Source organism: Halorubrum sp. ARQ200 (genome assembly GCF_005435115.1).
Lineage (GTDB): Archaea > Halobacteriota > Halobacteria > Halobacteriales > Haloferacaceae > Halorubrum > Halorubrum tropicale.
On the sequence record NZ_SGTZ01000007.1, the window covers coordinates 101,043 to 118,459 of the forward strand.

Consider the following 17,417-nt stretch of genomic DNA (forward strand, 5'->3'; position numbering starts at 1 on the left):
GAGCGATTAAGTGTTCGCCTTCCCCCGCTTCAGACAACAATGGTTACGCGGGTACTCATCGCCGACGACTCGGAGTTCATGCGGAATCTCCTCCGGGAGATCCTCGAAGGCGAGTTCGAGATCGTCGGGGAGGCGGAGAACGGCGTGGAGGCGGTGAACATGTACGAGGAGCACGGGCCGGACCTCGTGATGATGGACATCGTGATGCCGATCCGCGACGGGATCGAGGCGACGACGGAGATCTTAGAGGAGCACCCCGACGCGACGGTGATCATGTGTACCAGCGTCGGGCAGGAGGAGAAGATGAAGGCGGCGATCAAGGCGGGCGCGGAGGGGTACATCACGAAGCCGTTCCAGAAGCCGAACGTGCTCGACGCCATCGGTTCGGCCGTATAATGCGCGTCGACGTCCGCGCGCTGGGCGCCTGTAACCGCCTCGCGGAGCAGGGGGCGAAACAGGCCGCCGGCGCGCTCTCGGACCTGACCGGGACCGACCTCGCGGTGGAGGTGACCGGCGCGAGCGTCGCCAGCGGCGAGGACCTCGCGGAGGCGTTCGCGGGCCGGGAGTCGATCGGCGTGCGCGTCGGGCTCCGGGGCGGGTTAGACGGCGAGGCGGTGCTCGCGTTCGACGCCGTCAACGCCGACGCCCTGCTCTCGCTGCTCCCCGGCGGGGCGTCGATGGAGCGGAGCGCGGTGACGGAGGTCGGCAACATCGCGCTCGGCGGCTTCCTCGACGGGTGGGCGAACTACCTCGGGAAGGCGATCGACATGACGCCCCCGCGGTACTTCGAGGCCGACGGCGCGGCGGTGCTGCCGGACGGCGCGCTCGCGGGCGACGGCGTCTTCCTCTTCGAGAGCCGGCTGGACGCGACGACGACGGACCTCGACTTCTCGATCTACATGCTGCCCGACTCGGGGCCGTTCCGCGACCTCATCGTCGGGAAGACGGCGCCCGCGGCAACCGCCGGCGGCGCGGCGAACGGCGGGACGGAGAGCACGGCGGTCCCGTACGAGTCGCTGTCGACGTTCTCCTCGCTGGCGAAGAAGGGGTCGGCGAACGCCGCCGACAACATCGCGATGATGACCGGGTTGGAGACGAGCGTCGACGTGAGCCGGCTCCGGTTCGTTCCGCTCGCCGACGTGCCCGCGGAAGTCGGCACCGAGTCGCACGCGGGCACGGTGTTCAAGCTTCAGGGCCAGCCGAGCGGCTACCTCGCCATCCTCTTCGAGGAGTCGTCGGCGGCGGCCGTCGCGGACGCGATGCTCCCGATGGACCCCGACGATCCCCTCGGTGACATGGCTCAGAACGCGCTCTGCGAGCTCGGCAACGTGATGACGAGCGGGTTCATCGACGGCTGGGCGAACGTCCTGGGCACCTCGATCACCCACTCCCCGCCGGAGTTCGTCCACGACATCGGCGCGTCGACGATCAGCCCGCTCGTCGCCAAGCTGAGCGAGCGACAGGACTACGGGTTCGTGATCGACACCGCCATCGAGACGGAGGGGATCCAGGCGCGGTGCGACGTGTACGCGCTCCCCGACGAGCGCGAACTGGCCCGGGCGCTCGACCGGCTCTCGGAGCCGTGACCCGCTCGCTCTCCGACGATCGGCCGGACGACCCGGCGGACCGAACGGGGAGCGGCGGAGCCGCGGTCGACGACGCGGAGCCCGCCACGGTCACGGGCGGGGCGGCGAGCGACGACCCCGGCCGGATCAAGGTCGGCGTTGGCGAACTGGCGGTCACCGACGGCGACGCCGTCCTGACGACCAGCGGGCTCGGCTCCTGCGTCGCGGTCGCGCTCGCCGACGAGCGGGCGGGCGTCCGGGGGCTCCTCCACGCCATGCTGCCCGCGGGCAAGGGACGGACCACCGCGGGTTCGCGGCCGGCGAAGTACGTCGACACCGGGATCGACTCGCTGATTGGGGCCCTCGACGACGCCGGCGCCGACCCCCGCCGCTTAGAGGCGCGCGTCGCCGGCGGCGCCGAGATGCTCGACCTCACCGACGCGGTCGGCCCGCGGAACGTCGAGCGGGTCGGCGAGGTGCTCGACAACGCGGGCGTTCCGGTCGTCGCCAGCGACGTGGGCGACGCGGTGGGGCGGACGGTGCGGTTCGGCGCCGACGGTCGGCTCGTCGTCCGGGCCGCCGACGGCTTCGAGCGAGCGATCTGACCGCTTCTCTCGGACGCCTCGTCCCGACTGCGACCCGTTTCGGCTTCGGTCACGTTCGGATTTCCCGACGTTCACCCCGATCAGCGGTCGCCGCTCGTTGTGCGGCGGGTTTTCTCACTGTTGATATTTTGAGGGGTGAATTGAAGTGGGTTCTGCGGGTCGTACACGGTAATGGGCCTCGAACTACCGGTGTGGGGAGCTCCAACGGCCGCCTGGGCAGTCGCCACGCTGGGGCTCGTCGGTGCGAGCGTCCTCGACAGGTTCCTCGACGACGACGGGTCCGACGACGACGGTTCCGGAGGTATGGACGGCGACGACGACCCCTTCGGCGGCGACATGGGCGGCGGCATGGGCGGCGGCGGAGGGATGGGCGGCGGTATGAGCGACGGCGGCGGTATGAGCGACGGCGGCGGCGACGGCTTCGACGACTTCGACGGCATGGACGAGTGGGACGACGAGTTCGACGACGGCGGCGGCGGTGGCGGCGGCGGCGCGGCCACCGACGAGTTAGAGAACCGGCTCGATGAACTCGAAAACGAGGTCGCCTCGCTCTCCTCGACCGTCTCGACGGTCCGCTCGGAGAACGAGGAGATCTCGAACGCCGTCGACGACATCGAGGAGGACGTCCGCAACCTGCTCGACATCTACGAGATGGTCACCCGCGGCATCAACCCGTTCGTCGACGACTCCGGCGGCTTCGACAGCGTCGCCGGCGGCGGCGAGGGCTCGTTCGGCATCTTCGACGACGAGGAGGGCGGCGAGGAGGAGGACCTCGACGAGGACGTCGCGAACGCCGACGCGGACGGCTTCTTCGACGACGACCTCCTCGACGAGGAGGAGGCCGACGGGTTCGACGACGAGCTCGACGAGGACGGCGACGACGAGGCGTTCGACGAGCTCGACGGTGACGACGGGTTCGACGACTTCGACGAGGAGTTCGACGAACCGGACGACGACAGCACGGACGACGCCGCGTCCGAGACCGAAACGGCGGACGACGGAGACGACATGAACGAAGACGGAAAGAGTTTCAGCGAACTGAAAGAAGAGTACGACTCCGGGGAGGCCGACTGGGCCGAGGAAGGCGACGACGCCGCGGACGACGACCCGTTCGACGACCCCGGCGACGAAACCGACTCGTTCGACGACGCCGACGACGGGTTCGACGACGACCTCGGCGGCGACCTCGAGAACGACGGCGTCGACTTCGACGAACCGGCGGATGCGGCCGATCCGGAGCCTGCCGACCGTCAGCCCGGCGGCGATCCGGCCGAGGCGACCGGCGGCTTCGAGTACGTCGGCGAGGACGACCTCTCGGGGAGCGGCGGCCGCGGCAAGCCGTACCTCACGGAGCTTCCCGGCGACTACGTCGGCGACCTCCTCGTGATGGAGTGGCTGGAGTTCCTCGTCTCCGAGAGTGACGTCACCGACGCGGTGCGCGCCATCAACTACTACGAGCGGATCGAGTGGATCGGCCCCGACGCCGCGGCGCGGCTCCGCGACTTCCTCTCCGGGTTCGGCACCATCGACCGCAACCTCGTCGACCGGCCGGGCACGGACCGGCTGGTCCGCGAGCACCACACCCGCAGCCTCCGGTACGTGACCCAGCTCAACGGCACGAGCAGCCACACCGTCCTCCTGGACCGCTGGGACGACCTCGCCGGCGGCTCGATGGTCGGCGGCGGGCCGGTCAACGCGCCCCGCGGCGGCCGTCGCGGCGGGCGGGCGAGTTCAGACCGGGGCGGACGCAACGGCCGCGACGCGCGGCCCGACCGAGGCGCGGCCGAGCAAAACGACCACGGCGGCGGTCGTCGGGACGCGCCCGACGACCGCGAGCGGCGGACGAACGGCGCGGACCGCGACGACGCGGCACGCGAAGCGGACGCCGACCGGCGCGACGGTCACCGCGACGACCAGCGCGAGCGGAACGGTTCCACCCGACCGATGAACGACCCGAATCCCCGTTCCGACCGCGCCGATCCGGCCGACGGAGGGTGGGGAGATGGGCGTTAGCGTCTCCGCGTCCACGGCCATCATCGTCGCGGGGCTGTTCTTCGCGTTCACGACGTTTTACCCCGTGGCGGCCAACGGGCTCGACCGCGTCTCCGACGCCCAGCACGGCGTCAACGAGCGCGCGCTCGAACGGCAGAACACCGAGTTTGCGGTGACGAACGCGACGTTCGACACGACGACCGACGCCCTCACCGTCAACGCCACCAACGAGGGGGCGGTCGGCCTCGTCGCCGGCGACGCGACGCTCGTGGTCGGCAACGAGTACGTCGACGTGGGCGGGCCGAACGCCACCACGACGGTCGACGGCGACGGCGACACGGAGCTCTGGCTCGGCGACGAGACGCTCACCGTGCGGGTCGCGCAGGGCGACACGGCCACGACGATCGGGGAGGGCACGCGCGTCGTCCTGGTCGTCGAGTCCGGCGTCCGCGACGCCGCGACCGTGACGGAGGTGAGCGCGTAGATGGCCAGCGTCCCCGTCTCGCACCTCATCCTGTTCATCGCCAGCTTGGTGATCGCCGCCGGCGTCGTCGGCACGATCACCACCGGCGTCGACCGGGTGAGCGCGGCCGTCGACGACGCCGGCCTCGACGCGACCGAGCAGCTCCGGACAGACGTGACGATCATCTCGGACCCCAGCGCGGGGGTGTACAACGCGAGCGGCGACCAGAACGTCACGCTGTTGATAAAGAACACCGGCACGTATCGGTTGGCGCCCGACGGCTCCGACCTCGACGTCGTCTTCGACGGCGCGTACGTCCGGCCGGACGCGACCTCCGGGGAGCTCGTCTCCGCGGACGGCGCGAACGCGTGGAGCCGCGGCGACGTGCTCCGGCTCACGATCGACGCCAACCGGATCGACGGCTCCGACGGGCTCGCCGACGGCGACCACCGGGTGTTCCTCTCGGTGAACGGCGACGAGGAGCTGTTCCAGTTCCGCGTGGAGGGGGGTAACTGATGCCCCACGACAACCTCCTCTCCCTGGGCCTCGGCGACCGCGACCGGCTCAACAAGGAGCTCGGCGGCGGCATCCCCCGCGGGAGCATCGTGCTCATGGAGGGCGACTACGGGGCCGGGAAAAGCGCCATTTCGCAGCGGTTCGCCTACGGCCTCGTCCAGGAGGGCGCGTCCGTCACGATGATGTCGACTGAGCTCACCGTCCGCGGGTTCATCGACCAGATGCACTCGCTGGAGTACGACATGGTGAAGCCGCTGCTCCAGGAGGAGCTGCTCTTCCTCCACGCCGACTTCGACTCCGGCGGCGCGTTCTCCGACGGCGACGGCGAGCGCAAGGAGCTGCTCAAGCGCCTGATGAACGCCGAGGCGATGTGGAACTCCGACGTCGTCTTCCTCGACACGTTCGACGCCATCTTCCGGAACGACCCCACCTTCGAGGCGCTGGTCCGGAAGAACGAGGAGCGGCAGGCCGCCCTGGAGATCATCTCCTTCTTCCGCGAAATCATCTCGCAGGGGAAGGTCGTCGTGCTCACCGTCGACCCATCGGCGGTCGACGACGACGCGATCGGTCCGTTCCGGTCCATCGCCGACGTGTTCCTCGAACTGGAGATGATCGAGGTCGGCAACGACATCCGCCGGCAGATCAACGTCAAGCGGTTCGCGGGCATGGGCGAACAGGTCGGCGACACGATCGGGTTCTCGGTGCGTTCCGGAACCGGAATCGTCATTGAGAGCCGCAGCGTCGCCTAACACCATGGCCCGTCGACGCACAGCCGGTCCGCGCGCGCGGACCGCGACCACCCCGACCCGGCCCAAGACATGACCGAACACGGCACCGCCCAACCGTCCGAAGAGCTCCGAAAGGCGGCCATGCGCCGCCCCCACCTCCGGGAACACCTCCGCGAGTTCAAACAGATCACCGGGGAGTTCCCGCAGTTCATCGAGGAGCCGAAAGACGAGTACGAGTCCCCGCGGCCGAACGTCATCTATCCGGTCGGCGGCCCCATCTACAGCCACATCTACGGCGACCTCGGGCAGGACACGAAGTACTACGCCATCGAGCCCGAGGTGTCGGGCCCGCAGGCGGAGATCCTCAACGAGGTGAAAAACCGGCTGCTGACCGTGAGCGGTCAGCACAGCGCGCCGGAGAACGAGGCCGAGTACGACGACCTCATCGAGGAGCTGTTAGAGGAGGTCACCCACGTCGACGACACCTCGTCGGGGTTACAGAAGGGCCTCTCGAAGGTCAAGAACTTCGGGAAGCTGTCCGTCACCGAGGAGACCTACGAGAACATCCGGTACCGGCTCAACCGCGACATCGTCGGGCTCGGGCCGCTGGAACCGGTGATGCGCGACCCGGCCAACGAGGACATTCACGTCATCGGCCCCAAGGAGTGCCACGTCGACCACGGCACCTTCGGCATGCTGGAGACGACCGTCGACTTCGGCACGCCCCAGGAGTTCGACAGCTGGCTGCGCAACATGGGCGAGCGGATCGGCGACCCGCTGTCCGACTCCGATCCCATCGTCGACTCCACGCTGCCGGACGGGTCGCGTATCAACATCATCTACTCCGACGACGTGTCGCTGAAGGGGTCCTCGCTCACCATCCGCCAGGGCGAGGAGGTGCCGCTGTCGATCAACCAGATCACCAACTGGGGGACGCTCTCGCCGGAGCTGGCGGCGTACCTCTGGCTCTGCCTGGAGAACGAGCAGACGGTCTTCGTGGTCGGGGAGACGGCGTCCGGGAAGACGACGACGCTGAACGCCATCCTCTCGTACATCCCCGACGACTCGAAGATATACACCGCGGAGGACACCGCGGAGGTCATCCCGCCGCACAACACCTGGCAGCAGCTGCTGACCCGCGAGGGCGGCGGCGAGGGCTCCTCCGACGTGGACATGTTCGACCTGGTCGCCGCCGCGCTGCGGTCGCGCCCCGACTACATCATCGTGGGCGAGGTCCGCGGCGCCGAGGGGCGCATGGCGTTCCAGGCGGCCCAGACCGGCCACCCGGTCATGCTGACGTTCCACGCGTCCGACATCGTCTCGATGATCCAGCGGTTCACCTCCGAGCCGATCAACGTCCCGGAGACGTTCATGGACAACGCCGACGTGGCGCTGTTCCAGAACCGCGTGAAGCAGGGCGACCAGGTCCTGCGCCGCGTGACGAGCGTCCAGGAGATCGAGGGGTACTCCAAGGAGATGGAGGGGGTCGTCACCCGCGAGGTGTTCAGCTGGGACCCCGTCGAAGACGAGATCGTCTTCCAGGGGATGAACAACTCCTACGTGCTCGAAGAGCAGATCGCGACGCTCCTGGGCTACGCCGACACCCGCGACATCTACGACGACCTCGACTTCCGCGCGGAGCTGATCGAGCGGATGATCCAGGAGGGAATCTTAGGCTACCACGAGGTCAACGACGCGATCAACTCGTTCCAGCGCGACGGCGTCGAGGGGCTCCCCTTCGACATGCACCGCAACACGATGTGACGATGCCCGGCGAATCACCCACCGCGACGACGGAGGCACCCTGACGATGGCGGTCAAGCAGATGGGCGACGGGCTCGCGACGGCCGCCAGGCTGACCTCCGAGGTCATGGAGTCGTACGAGCAGCTCGACATCTCCAAGGGGAAGTACGTCGGCCTCGTGCTGGTGCCGGCCGTGTTCGTGTTCGTCGGCAGCGTCGTCGGCCTCGTCGCACTGCCGCTCCCCCTCGCCGCCCGCGTCCCGATCCCGATGTTCGGCGGGCTCGTCCTGTTCGCGGCCGTCATCTACCCGAAGATCTACCTCTCCAGCCTGGAGACGAAGATCGACAACCAGCTACACCTCGTGATGACGCACATGACGGTGCTGTCGACGACGAACATCGACCGGATGGAGGTGTTCCGGACGCTGGCGCAAGAGGAGGAGTACGGCGTCGCCGCCGAGGAGATCGGCCGCGTCGTCCACCTCGTCGACACGTGGAACCAGAGCCTCGACGACGCCTGTCGCCGCCGCGCGCAGGAGGTCCCCTCCGACGCGATGGCCGACTTCTTCGACCGCCTCGGCTACACGATGGGCGCGGGCCAGTCGTTAGAGGAGTTCCTCGTCTCCGAGCAGGACGTCATGCTCGCGCAGTACGAGACCCGCTACGAGTCCGCGCTCTCGAACCTGGAGGTCATGAAGGACCTGTACATGTCGATGATCCTCTCGATGACGTTCGCGCTGGTGTTCGCCGTCGTCCTCCCGATCCTCACCGGCAACGACCCGACCGCGACCGTGGCGGCCGTCATCGTCCTCTTCGTCTTCGTCCAGCTCGGCTTCTACGCGATGATCCGCGCGACGTCGCCGTACGACCCGATCTGGTACCACCCGGAGGAGCGCTCTCCCGGCGACCTGAAGCTGTGGGGATCGCTGCTCGGCGGCGGCGCGCTCTCGTTCCTGCTCATCGGGATCACCGCCGCCGGGATGTTCGGGATCGGTCCCGGGCTCCCCGGCCTCCTCTTCTTCCTCGACGATGTCCGGCTCCCGCTGTACCTCGCGGTGCCCATCTCGCCGCTGATCATCACCGGGGTAGTGCTCCGGACCGAGGAGCAGGCGATCACCGCCCGCGACGGCGAGTTCCCCTCGTTCGTGCGCGCGCTGGGCGCGACCGAGAGCGCGAAGCAGTCGACGACGACGGACGTGCTGACGACCCTGCGCGACAAGAACTTCGGCGAGCTCTCTGAGGCCATCGAGCGGCTCTATCGCCGGCTCAACATGCGGATCAGTACCGAGGGCGCGTGGCGAGCGTTCACGCGGGACACGCGCTCGTACCTCATCCAGAAGTTCTCCGAGATGTACCTCGTCGGCCGGCGGATGGGCGGGGACCCGAAGCTGCTCGGTGAGCTGATCTCGAAGAACATGAACGCCGTCAACCAGCTGCGCGAGCAGCGCCGGCAGGCGGCGATGACGTTCATCGGGCTACTGTACGGGATCACCGCGGCCGCGACGTTCGCCTTCTTCATCGGGCTGGAGATCGTCGCGATCTTGGCGGACCTCACCGCTGACTTCGGCCTCGACCAGATGGACATCGGCCAGATCGTCTACCCCGGCGCCTACGACATCCCGCTCATCGAGTACCTCCTCCTGACCGTCGTGTTATTCAACGCCGCGCTCTCCTCGCAGATGATCCGCCGGATCGACGGCGGGAACCCCGCGAACGGCTACATCCACTTCGTCCTCCTCACGTGGCTCGGCGCGGGTACCGCCATCGCGACGCGGACGCTCGTCAACGCCATCCTGTCGATCTGAGTGGGAGCCGCCGTCCCCGGTCACGCTCGGTTCACTCCGCGAACAGCGCTGGCTCGGGGGCCGTCTCGTCGGCCGCGTCGCGCCACGAGCGCGTGGGTTCCCACCCGAACAGCCGCGTCGCCTTCTCGATAGCGTAGGCGCCGCGGTCGTCGCCCTCGGCGAGCGCGCGCTCGTCGACCGCGCAGTCGGTCGGAATTTCGCCGTAGGACTCGCGCAACAGGTCGAGGAGGGGGCGACCGAGCGCGTTGTCGGCCGCGACGCAGTTGACCGCCTCGTGGGTGCCCGGGGCGACGGCGGGGTCGTCGCCGAGGAGGTCCGCGAGCGCGGCCGCGACGAGGTCGGCGACGTCGCGGGCGTCGACGTACGACCAGAAGTTGCCGGCGCCCGCGTCGAGGTCGGTCACGTACTCGTCGGCGCGACAGGCGTAGTCGCCGGGGTACTGGATCCATGACGGACGTATCGAGACGGCCGGCACGCCGTGGCGGCGCGCGACCGCGCCCGCGGCCGCCTCCGCCGTCACCTTCGAGAGCCCGTACGGGTCCTCCGGGCGGAGCGCGTGCGCCTCGGTGACCGGCAGCTCGTCCGGGAACGGGGTCGGGTCGGCGAAGAAGAAGCCGTATGCGCCGTCGCTGGAGGCCTGGACGACCGGCGCGCCGGCCCGGCCCGCGGCGTCGAGGACGTGTTTCGCGGCGAGGGCGTTCGTCTCGAACACCCGCCCCTCGGGGTGGGTGCCCGCCACCGGGATCGCGGCCCAGTGGATGACCGCGTCGGGGTCGACGGCGGCGACGACGTCGAGCGCCTGGTCGCGCTCGGCGAGGTCGGCCGCGCGGAAGGAGACGTTCGGGGCCGGGTCGACGCCGAGTCCGGGGTGGTCGTAGTCGACGACGACGACCTCGTAGTCGCTGGCGAGCCGGTCGACGACCCAGCGCCCCGAGGCGCCGCGGCCGCCGGTGACGAGCACGGTGTCCATGGATCGGCGTCGCCGTCGCCGGGCAAAAACGCACCGTTGCGGCGAAACGCGCAGCCAGAGCGGCCAAACCGCACCGCCGCGGGCGGGCGGAACCGGCTCGGCGGGTCCGCGGCTCCGGCAGGCTTTAACGCGCCGAGCGGTAACTCTCGGGTATGGACTGGAAGACAGACTGGGGACTCCGTGGACGGATGGCGTTCACGATGTTCCTCCTCTTCGCCCTCTACGTCGTGTTCGTCGGAGCCCTGACGGTGTACTTCGGCGACTTCCTGTTCCCGCTGGTCATGCTCGGCGGGTTCGCGGTCGCCCAGTACTTCTTCAGCGACAGGCTGGCGCTGCGGAGCATGGGCGCCCGGGAAGTGAGCGCGGACGAGTACCCCGACCTCCACCGCCGGATCGAGCGGCTGAGCCAGCAGGCCGACCTCCCGAAGCCGACCGTGGCGGTCGCGAACACCCGCGTGCCGAACGCGTTCGCGACCGGCCGGAACAAGAAGAACGCCACCGTCGCGGTGACGACCGGACTGCTGGAGAGCCTCGACGAGGACGAGCTCGACGGCGTGCTCGCCCACGAGCTCGCCCACGTGAAGAACCGCGACGTGATGGTCATGACCATCGCCTCGTTCCTCTCGACGATCGCCTTCTTCATCGTGCGGTGGGGCTGGCTGTTCAGCGGCGACAACCGGCAGGGCGCGCCCGTCATCGTCGCGATCCTCGTGTCGCTTCTGGTGTGGGTGGTCTCGTTCCTGCTCATCCGCGCGCTCTCGCGCTACCGCGAGTACTCCGCCGACCGCGGCGCGGCGCTCATCACCGGGAAGCCCGGCGCGCTCGCCTCCGCGCTGATGACCATCGACGGCCGGATGGACAAGGTGCCCAAGGAGGACCTCCGCGAGGAGGCGGAGATGAACGCGTTCTTCATCATCCCGATCAAGGCCGGCTTCGTCGGGAAAATCGCCTCCACGCACCCCTCGACGGAGAACCGCATCGAGAAGCTCCGCGAGCTGGAAAAGGAGATGGAGACGGCCTGAGTCACGGCCGATGCGTCCGAGTCTCGGCCCGGTCGGAACCCAGAATCGGAGTCGCGCCCGGGGCGTAGTCGACGAACGCCCGACGCGGCCCGGTATCCGCCGGAATCAGAAACGTGACAGCAAATTTTTTTTAATTCGTGATCGTCGTCCACGTCGTGAGTATGGTCCCCGTGATCGCAGCCCACTCGACCGGCGTCCTCCTCAGGACCGGCGCGACGAGCGTCGTCGGAATCGTGCTGACGGTCGGTTTCGTCGTGGCGGTGAACCTCGGTATTAAATTAGTGAAACGGATACTGGAGTGAGGCCGCGGTCGACGCTTCGAATCCCCCGGCTTCGCGTCTCTGTTTCCGGCGCCGTCGCTCGCCGATACGAGCGGACTGAGGGGAGTAAGCCCCCTTCGGTTCGTCCCGACATTCGGCTGAGCGTCCGCGCCGCGGCCGGACTACCTTGTGGCGCGGACTTGCACCGGCGAGGATTCGCCGTTCCATCCGTTCCCGCCCGTCTATAACGTGGGAAACCCACGCGCCCTCCGCGGGTTAACTCCCTTCCCTTGCGGGTCGGTTCGCACGCGTCATCGGTCGGGGCGGGGGGTGTCGTTGCTGTTCCAGAGCCAGCCGTCTCCGACTCCGGGCGTGTGCCCGGTCGCCTGTCCGGCCGGTGGGGGGACTTTCCTCATGCCGGAGGCACGGGAGTCGGGCTCCCTCTGTCCGTCGCGACGTTGCGCGCGCCGGCGAATAAGCGGTTCGGTCGGGAGCGATTTGCCCCGGTCGAAGCGGCGCTTCGGGGGTCGCGCGCGCGCAGCACCCGGAGACGCCGCCAGCCCGGCGAAACCGTGCCACAAGGGAAGCGTTCAAGTCGTCAGCACTGTAATGGACTCTCATGTCCGAGGCTCAGACCGTTCAGCTGTCGTACGACGACGGTGCACGAGCGGTCGAACTCGCGCGGGAGGCGGTCGAGTCGTTCGTTCGACACGGGCAACGCGAACAGCCCGGAAGCATGCGAGAGGCGTTCTACGCCCGCACGGGCGCCTTCGTTCGGCTCCAGTCGACTCGGGGACGCGGCCGCCTCCGCGGCTGCGCCGGCGCCTGGGACACCTCAGACCAGCTCGGGCACGCCATCGTCGAGGCCGCCATCAAGGCCGCCTCCGACGACTCCTGCGGCTCCGAGGTGGAGCCCAAAGAGCTCGACAACATCACCGTCTCGGTGTTCGTCGTCTCGAACACCGTCCTCACGAACGACCCGAGCGAGGACCTCCAGATCGGTACCCACGGCGTTGCCGTCGACAGCGGCAACGCCCACGGCTGGCTCTACCCGACGGTCCCCGTCGAGAACGGCTGGTCGGCCGCCGAGTTCCTCTCGCGCACCTGCCGGAAGGCGAAGCTCTCGCCCACCGCGTGGCAGGAGGAGGACACGATGGTGACGCTCATCGAGGGTCAGGTGTTCCGAGAGCGCGCCGACGGCGGCGCCGTCGAAGAGCTGTAGCGGCCGCGACGTAGCCGCTCCGAACCGCTCCGTTTTCCGCGCGTTACTCCGCCCCGTAGCCGACCGCCTCCGCGTCCGCGAGCGCCCGCTCCGCCGCGGCCGACAGGTCGAACGCGTCGTCGGCGACCACCTCCCCGTCGCGGATCACGGGCTCGAAGAGCGCCTCGGCGCCCTCCGGGCCCGAGCGCTCCGCGAGGCCGACCGCATGGGCGCCGTCCGCGGTGCGGTACACCGCCTTCGCGCCCGAGAGCTTCCCGCGCTTGGCCGCCGGCTCCCCGTCGACGGCGACGATGTCGAGCGCGAAGTCGACGGGGTCCGCGTTGGAGACGTGGCCGCCCACGCCGAAGCCGTCGACGACGTCGCGCAGCTCGCGGAGGTCGGCGGGTCCGAGCCCGCCGGAGACGTACACGTCGACGCCCTCGTGGCCGCGCGCGTCGAGCTCCCATTGGACCTCCCGAACGATGTGCCGGAAGTCGCCGCGGCGGGAGCCGGTCGTGTCGAGGCGAACGCCGTCGAGGTCGTCGCCGAGCGTCTCGACCGCGCGAAGCGCCTCGTCGACCTCGTCGGAGTAGGTGTCACACAGCGCGATCCGCGGCGCGTCCGCGGGGATCCCCTCGTCGTAGGCGCGCCAGGCGGCCTCCTGTGCGCCGCGTCCGAAGCAGATGGCGAGCGCGTGCGGCATCGTCCCCGAGGCCTCCCGCCCGAGCAGGTCGCCGGCGGCGACGTGCGAGAAGCCGTCGAACCCGGCCGCCAGCGCGGAGCGCTCGACCGCCGCGGTCATCGCGGGGTGGACGTGGCGCGCGCCGAACGAGAGGATCTGCGAGTCGGGCGCGGCGACTCGGCAGTCCAGCGCCGCCGTCGCCATCCCGGACGCGTGCGAGAGGAAGCCCAGAAGCGACGTCTCCAACCGGGCGAACTCTACGTACGGCCCCTCGATCCGCATCACCGGGCCGCCGTCGAACAGCCGGCCCTCGGGGATCGCGTCCACGTCGACGTCGCGGCCGGCGAGCAGCTCGACGGCGTTCCCGAGGCCGGCGAACAGCTCGAACTCCCCGTCCGGGAACTGGTCCGCGGTCACCTCGGCGACCACGCGGGGGTTCCGCCCGGCCGCCGCTAACGCCGCCTCGGTCCGCTCGAAGTACGCGTCGGTCGCGCGGCCCTCCCGGATCGCGGCCGCGTCGACGATGTCGAACTCGCTCATGCCCGACGGTTCGGCCGCCGGGACGAAAAGCCACCCGTGTCGCGGCGGGCGCGCCGCCTACGCCGCCCGTCGCGCGGCCAGTCCGAGCGCGGCCACGAGGGCGGCGAGCGCCGCCGCGACGCCGAACCCGGGAGTGCTGTCGTTGGTGTCCTCGCTCCCGTTCCCGCCGTCGCTTCCATCAGCGCCGTCGGTGTCGTCGCCGTCGTCGCTGCTGTTGCCGTCGTCGCCATTGCTTCCGTCCGCGCCGTCGTCGCCGTCGCTCCCGTCCGCGCCGTCGGTGCCGTCGGCGTCCGGGAGCGCGAGGTCGGCGTCCGGCCGGAGTTCGAGGACGCCTTCCGGCGAGGGCGCGTGGGTGATCGTCACGCTCGTCCCGTCGCGCTCGACGCCGTACGCGCCGGGGAAGTCGCTCTCCTCGCCGATCTCGTAGACGGTGCCGTCGGCGTAGTCGCTCTCGCCGTGCGCGGTCAACATCCGCACGTAGGCGTCGCGGAACGCCGCGGCGTCTTCATCGGTCTGCCACTCGGTCGCCCAGACGTAGCCGTCGCGGTCGCCGTTCCGGTAGGGGTACAGCTCGTCGCCCGCCCAGCCGTCCGTCACTGGGTGCGCGTAGTTGTACACCGCCCGCGAGTCGAGCTGCGCCTCCGTATCGAGGTGGATCTGGACGTTCTGCTGGACGGTCGAGTCGGGCTCTAACACGGCGTACCGGTACTCCAAGCTCTGGTACCAGAACATCACGAACATCGACGCCTCGCCCGCCGTCTCAGCGCCGTCGACGCCCTGGTCCGGGTAGGTCTCCCACCCGCCGGTCGCGGCGTCCTCGAACGTGAGGTTCCCCTCCTCGTAGTCGGGGTTGCGGTGGATGACCTCCGCCGTCGACGCCGGCGGGTCGTTCATCGTCGCGTTGACGGCCGCCCACCCGCCCTCGTCGCGGAGCTCGCGGACGTACAGCGCGCCGTCGCCGTACGGCTGGAGGACGGTTTGGAGGATGCCGAAGTTGAAGTCGGCGCCGCCGCCCCCGCCGCCGTCGCTCTCGGGCGGCTCGGCGCAGGTCCAGTTGTCGGCGCAGCGGGCGGCGTACCGCTCCTCGACGTGGACCGCCTCCCCCTCGACGATCCCGTCGACCGCGAGGTCGCCGTCCTGCGTCGCGCCGACGTAGCGCGGGTCGGTGAGGTCGTGATACTGGTCTTGCATCGCGTGGAGCAGCTCGTGCGCGAGCGTCGAGGGGTCGATGTCGGGCGACTCGCCGTCGGGGACGACGATGACGATCCGGTCCTGCGATGGCGAGTAGAAGCCGGAGACCGCGCCGCCGAACACCGAGTCGATCTCGTCGTTGGCGTTCGTGTCGTCGCCGACGACGAACAGCGCCTCCCACACCTGGTCGTTCCAGCGCCGGAACGCCTCGGAGCCGTTGCCGCTCGCGGTGTCGTTGGCGTACTCGCTCCGAGTGACCGTCTCGACCGGCACGTCCTCCCTGAACGGGCGCTGCCGGACGTGTTCGACCCGGGCCATCGTGAGGTCGGTCAGCGCCGACAGCTGGGACTCGTTGAGCCCGTCCGTCTCCGCGAAGTCGACGGACTCCTCGTAGTGGGTCCCGTTCCAGCAGCCCACCAGGTCGGGGCCGTCGCCGGGACTGCACTCGTCGGCGGACGCGGAGGGCACCCCGCCCGGCGCCGTCGGCCCGGTGCCAGACGCGGCGGGGACCGCGCCGGCGTCGGGAGCGGCGGCGACGCCGGCGGTGAACGCGACACAGAGGACGGCGACCGCGGCGACGGCGGCGGCCGCGGTCGAGAGGGTGAGAACCCGTCGCATACGAACTGTATCGGACGCCCCGGTAAGTAGTTTGTCGGTTCCTTCGGCGCCGCGGCCGGCGGATTTTTCCGCAGGTGGCGGCCCGCCGACGCCCCGGCGCGGCGCTCCCGCCGTCGTCGGGACGAACCGGCGGCCGCGAGCGGGACGACGGTTTTTGTCCCGCGCACGGTAATCGGTGGTATGGCGTTCGATCCGACAGCAACCGCGGTGGTCGTCGTGGACATGCAAAACGGGTTCTGTCACCCCGACGGGAGCCTCTACGCCGAGGCGAGCGAGGCCGCGATCGAGCCGGTGACGGCGCTCGTGGACCGCGCCCGGGAGGCCGGCGCGTCCGTCGTCTACACCCGCGACGTCCACCCGCCCGAGCAGTTCGACGAGACCCACTACTACGACGAGTTCGACCGGTGGGGCGAACACGTCGTCGAGGGGTCGTGGGACGCCGAACTCGTCGACGACCTCGACGTGCGCGACGGGGACCACGTCGTCGAGAAGCACACCTACGACGCCTTCTACCGGACCGACTTGGAGGGACACCTCGACGCGCACGGCGTCGACGACCTGCTGATCTGCGGCACGCTCGCGAACGTCTGCGTCCTCCACACCGCCGGCAGCGCGGGGCTCCGGGACTACCGCCCGGTCGTGGTCGAGGACGCGCTCGGGTACATCACCGAGGAGCACCGGGAGTACGCCGTCGACCACGCCGACTGGCTGTTCGGCGAGACGACGACCCGCGACGCGGTCGCGTTCGCGTAGTCCCGGGCGCCGGGCCGGCGTCCTCGCGGCCGCGGTCGGACCGACGCCTCCGCGGTCGCGGACGCCGACCGGCGAACGTTCCGGATCTCCGCAATTATCGCGCGCGGAAATCGGCGTGTAACGCTTTTCACCGCCGGCCGGAACCGGGAGGCATGGACATCTCTCGACGGGGCGTGCTCGGGGGCCTCGGCGCGGTCTGCGCGGTCGGCGCCGTCGGCTTCGCGGGCGCGGCGACGGTGACCGACGGCGCGGCGGTCGACGGCCTCGGCGGTATCGGCGGCGACGGCCCGGCGGCGACGGGCGACGGGACGGACGAGGAGACGGCGCCGCAGTCGGCCGCCGTCGATCCCGAGGCGCCGTTCGAAGCGCGGCTGACCGGCGGCGACGGCACCGACGCGACGCTGTTCGGGGCGACCGACCTCGACGTGGTCAAGGGGGTCTTCGCGAAGGACGGGGAGTTCCTCGTGCAGGTCGTGCTCTCCGAGGCGGGCGTCGACGCGTTCCGGACCCGACTCGATGAGGCCGGCGCGACCGACGACCCGGCCGCGTTCGTGGTGTCGATGACGCTCGACGGGACCGAGGTGCGGCGCGTCGAACTCGACCGGGAGACGGTCGACGCGCTCACGGGCTCCGAGTGGGGAGGCGTGCTGACGCTCCCGTTCGGACAGGAGTCGGTCGCCCGGTCGGTGTACGAGCGACTGGCCGACGACTGACCAGTCAGGTTCGGCGCGGTCGCGACCGCGCCGCGGCCCGCCGGGCGCCGC

The 17,417-nt window shown here is 70.0% G+C and carries 17 protein-coding genes and 1 other RNA gene; 14 read left to right on the forward strand and 4 right to left on the reverse strand.

Features of this window, described 5'->3' with window-relative positions:
* Positions 1 to 39: 39 nt before the first annotated feature.
* From cheY to flaJ, 9 genes are all read left to right on the forward strand, one after another.
* The gene (cheY, locus tag EXE50_RS10380; protein ID WP_137705032.1) at positions 40 to 396 is read left to right on the forward strand and encodes a chemotaxis protein CheY; all 357 of its coding nucleotides are present in this window, start codon (positions 40 to 42) and stop codon (positions 394 to 396) included.
* Positions 396 to 1,586, forward strand: a complete 1,191-nt coding sequence (locus EXE50_RS10385) for a chemotaxis protein CheC (protein ID WP_137705033.1) — start codon at positions 396 to 398, stop codon at positions 1,584 to 1,586. Before cheY ends, EXE50_RS10385 begins: the two co-directional genes overlap by 1 nt.
* The gene (locus EXE50_RS10390; protein ID WP_137705034.1) at positions 1,583 to 2,170 is read left to right on the forward strand and encodes a chemotaxis protein CheD; all 588 of its coding nucleotides are present in this window, start codon (positions 1,583 to 1,585) and stop codon (positions 2,168 to 2,170) included. Before EXE50_RS10385 ends, EXE50_RS10390 begins: the two co-directional genes overlap by 4 nt.
* A 171-nt stretch (positions 2,171 to 2,341) precedes the next feature.
* On the forward strand, positions 2,342 to 4,183 hold the full coding sequence (locus EXE50_RS10395; protein ID WP_137705035.1) for a FlaD/FlaE family flagellar protein: 1,842 nt from the start codon (positions 2,342 to 2,344) through the stop codon (positions 4,181 to 4,183).
* Positions 4,173 to 4,646, forward strand: a complete 474-nt coding sequence (locus EXE50_RS10400; RefSeq protein WP_137705036.1) for a flagellin — start codon at positions 4,173 to 4,175, stop codon at positions 4,644 to 4,646. Before EXE50_RS10395 ends, EXE50_RS10400 begins: the two co-directional genes overlap by 11 nt.
* Complete coding sequence (locus tag EXE50_RS10405) at positions 4,647 to 5,141, forward strand: flagellar protein G (RefSeq protein ID WP_053770467.1); 495 nt, start codon at positions 4,647 to 4,649, stop codon at positions 5,139 to 5,141. It begins immediately after the preceding gene.
* On the forward strand, positions 5,141 to 5,890 hold the full coding sequence (locus tag EXE50_RS10410; protein ID WP_053770468.1) for an ATPase domain-containing protein: 750 nt from the start codon (positions 5,141 to 5,143) through the stop codon (positions 5,888 to 5,890). Before EXE50_RS10405 ends, EXE50_RS10410 begins: the two co-directional genes overlap by 1 nt.
* Positions 5,891 to 5,959: 69 nt before the next feature.
* Positions 5,960 to 7,633 (forward strand): type II/IV secretion system ATPase subunit, encoded by a 1,674-nt coding sequence (locus tag EXE50_RS10415; protein ID WP_053770469.1) that lies wholly within the window; start codon positions 5,960 to 5,962, stop codon positions 7,631 to 7,633.
* A 46-nt stretch (positions 7,634 to 7,679) separates the two neighbouring features.
* Positions 7,680 to 9,416, forward strand: a complete 1,737-nt coding sequence (flaJ, locus tag EXE50_RS10420) for an archaellar assembly protein FlaJ (protein WP_137705037.1) — start codon at positions 7,680 to 7,682, stop codon at positions 9,414 to 9,416.
* A 31-nt stretch (positions 9,417 to 9,447) separates the two neighbouring features.
* On the opposite strand, the gene EXE50_RS10425 is transcribed toward flaJ, so the two are convergent.
* Positions 9,448 to 10,386, reverse strand: a complete 939-nt coding sequence (locus tag EXE50_RS10425) for an NAD(P)-dependent oxidoreductase (RefSeq protein ID WP_137705038.1) — start codon at positions 10,384 to 10,386, stop codon at positions 9,448 to 9,450.
* Between the two features lie 152 nt (positions 10,387 to 10,538).
* Between EXE50_RS10425 and htpX the strand changes: the two genes are divergently transcribed.
* Entirely contained in the window at positions 10,539 to 11,408 is an 870-nt protein-coding gene (gene htpX, locus EXE50_RS10430) for a zinc metalloprotease HtpX (protein WP_137705039.1), read from the forward strand.
* Positions 11,409 to 11,563: 155 nt separating this feature from the next.
* Positions 11,564 to 11,710, forward strand: coding sequence for a hypothetical protein (locus tag EXE50_RS17185; RefSeq protein ID WP_158293668.1), 147 nt, complete (start codon positions 11,564 to 11,566; stop codon positions 11,708 to 11,710).
* 73 nt (positions 11,711 to 11,783) lie between these two features.
* Here the strand turns inward: EXE50_RS17185 and rnpB are convergent.
* Positions 11,784 to 12,116, reverse strand: an RNA gene (gene rnpB / locus EXE50_RS10435) — RNase P RNA component.
* 171 nt (positions 12,117 to 12,287) lie between these two features.
* On the opposite strand from rnpB, the gene EXE50_RS10440 reads away from it, so the two are divergent.
* Positions 12,288 to 12,890, forward strand: a complete 603-nt coding sequence (locus tag EXE50_RS10440; RefSeq protein WP_137705040.1) for a TIGR00296 family protein — start codon at positions 12,288 to 12,290, stop codon at positions 12,888 to 12,890.
* A gap of 43 nt (positions 12,891 to 12,933) precedes the next feature.
* Here the strand turns inward: EXE50_RS10440 and EXE50_RS10445 are convergent, their stop codons facing one another.
* Together EXE50_RS10445 and EXE50_RS10450 are read right to left on the reverse strand one after the other, a co-directional pair.
* A complete protein-coding gene (locus EXE50_RS10445; protein WP_137705041.1) occupies positions 12,934 to 14,091 on the reverse strand; it encodes a nicotinate phosphoribosyltransferase in 1,158 nt (385 codons plus the stop codon).
* Between the two features lie 57 nt (positions 14,092 to 14,148).
* Positions 14,149 to 15,900, reverse strand: a complete 1,752-nt coding sequence (locus tag EXE50_RS10450) for an Hvo_1808 family surface protein (RefSeq protein WP_137705042.1) — start codon at positions 15,898 to 15,900, stop codon at positions 14,149 to 14,151.
* A gap of 180 nt (positions 15,901 to 16,080) precedes the next feature.
* Here EXE50_RS10450 and EXE50_RS10455 point away from each other — a divergent pair, with 180 nt between their 5' ends.
* Positions 16,081 to 16,653, forward strand: a complete 573-nt coding sequence (locus EXE50_RS10455; RefSeq protein WP_137705043.1) for a cysteine hydrolase family protein — start codon at positions 16,081 to 16,083, stop codon at positions 16,651 to 16,653.
* Positions 16,654 to 16,805: 152 nt separating this feature from the next.
* Positions 16,806 to 17,366, forward strand: a complete 561-nt coding sequence (locus tag EXE50_RS10460) for a hypothetical protein (protein ID WP_053770477.1) — start codon at positions 16,806 to 16,808, stop codon at positions 17,364 to 17,366.
* Positions 17,367 to 17,417: the final 51 nt, after the last annotated feature.

Bases quoted from the DNA above. Each gene is read 5' to 3' on its own strand.
- cheY (WP_137705032.1), top strand. From the start codon at position 40: ATGGTTACGCGGGTACTCATCGCCGACGACTCGGAGTTCATGCGGAAT.
- EXE50_RS10385 (WP_137705033.1), top strand. From the start codon at position 396: ATGCGCGTCGACGTCCGCGCGCTGGGCGCCTGTAACCGCCTCGCGGAG.
- EXE50_RS10395 (WP_137705035.1), top strand. From the start codon at position 2,342: ATGGGCCTCGAACTACCGGTGTGGGGAGCTCCAACGGCCGCCTGGGCA.
- EXE50_RS10400 (WP_137705036.1), top strand. From the start codon at position 4,173: ATGGGCGTTAGCGTCTCCGCGTCCACGGCCATCATCGTCGCGGGGCTG.
- EXE50_RS10405 (WP_053770467.1), top strand. From the start codon at position 4,647: ATGGCCAGCGTCCCCGTCTCGCACCTCATCCTGTTCATCGCCAGCTTG.
- EXE50_RS10410 (WP_053770468.1), top strand. From the start codon at position 5,141: ATGCCCCACGACAACCTCCTCTCCCTGGGCCTCGGCGACCGCGACCGG.
- EXE50_RS10415 (WP_053770469.1), top strand. From the start codon at position 5,960: ATGACCGAACACGGCACCGCCCAACCGTCCGAAGAGCTCCGAAAGGCG.
- flaJ (WP_137705037.1), top strand. From the start codon at position 7,680: ATGGCGGTCAAGCAGATGGGCGACGGGCTCGCGACGGCCGCCAGGCTG.
- EXE50_RS10425 (WP_137705038.1), bottom strand. From the start codon at position 10,386: ATGGACACCGTGCTCGTCACCGGCGGCCGCGGCGCCTCGGGGCGCTGG.
- htpX (WP_137705039.1), top strand. From the start codon at position 10,539: ATGGACTGGAAGACAGACTGGGGACTCCGTGGACGGATGGCGTTCACG.
- EXE50_RS10440 (WP_137705040.1), top strand. From the start codon at position 12,288: ATGTCCGAGGCTCAGACCGTTCAGCTGTCGTACGACGACGGTGCACGA.
- EXE50_RS10445 (WP_137705041.1), bottom strand. From the start codon at position 14,091: ATGAGCGAGTTCGACATCGTCGACGCGGCCGCGATCCGGGAGGGCCGC.
- EXE50_RS10450 (WP_137705042.1), bottom strand. From the start codon at position 15,900: ATGCGACGGGTTCTCACCCTCTCGACCGCGGCCGCCGCCGTCGCCGCG.
- EXE50_RS10455 (WP_137705043.1), top strand. From the start codon at position 16,081: ATGGCGTTCGATCCGACAGCAACCGCGGTGGTCGTCGTGGACATGCAA.
- EXE50_RS10460 (WP_053770477.1), top strand. From the start codon at position 16,806: ATGGACATCTCTCGACGGGGCGTGCTCGGGGGCCTCGGCGCGGTCTGC.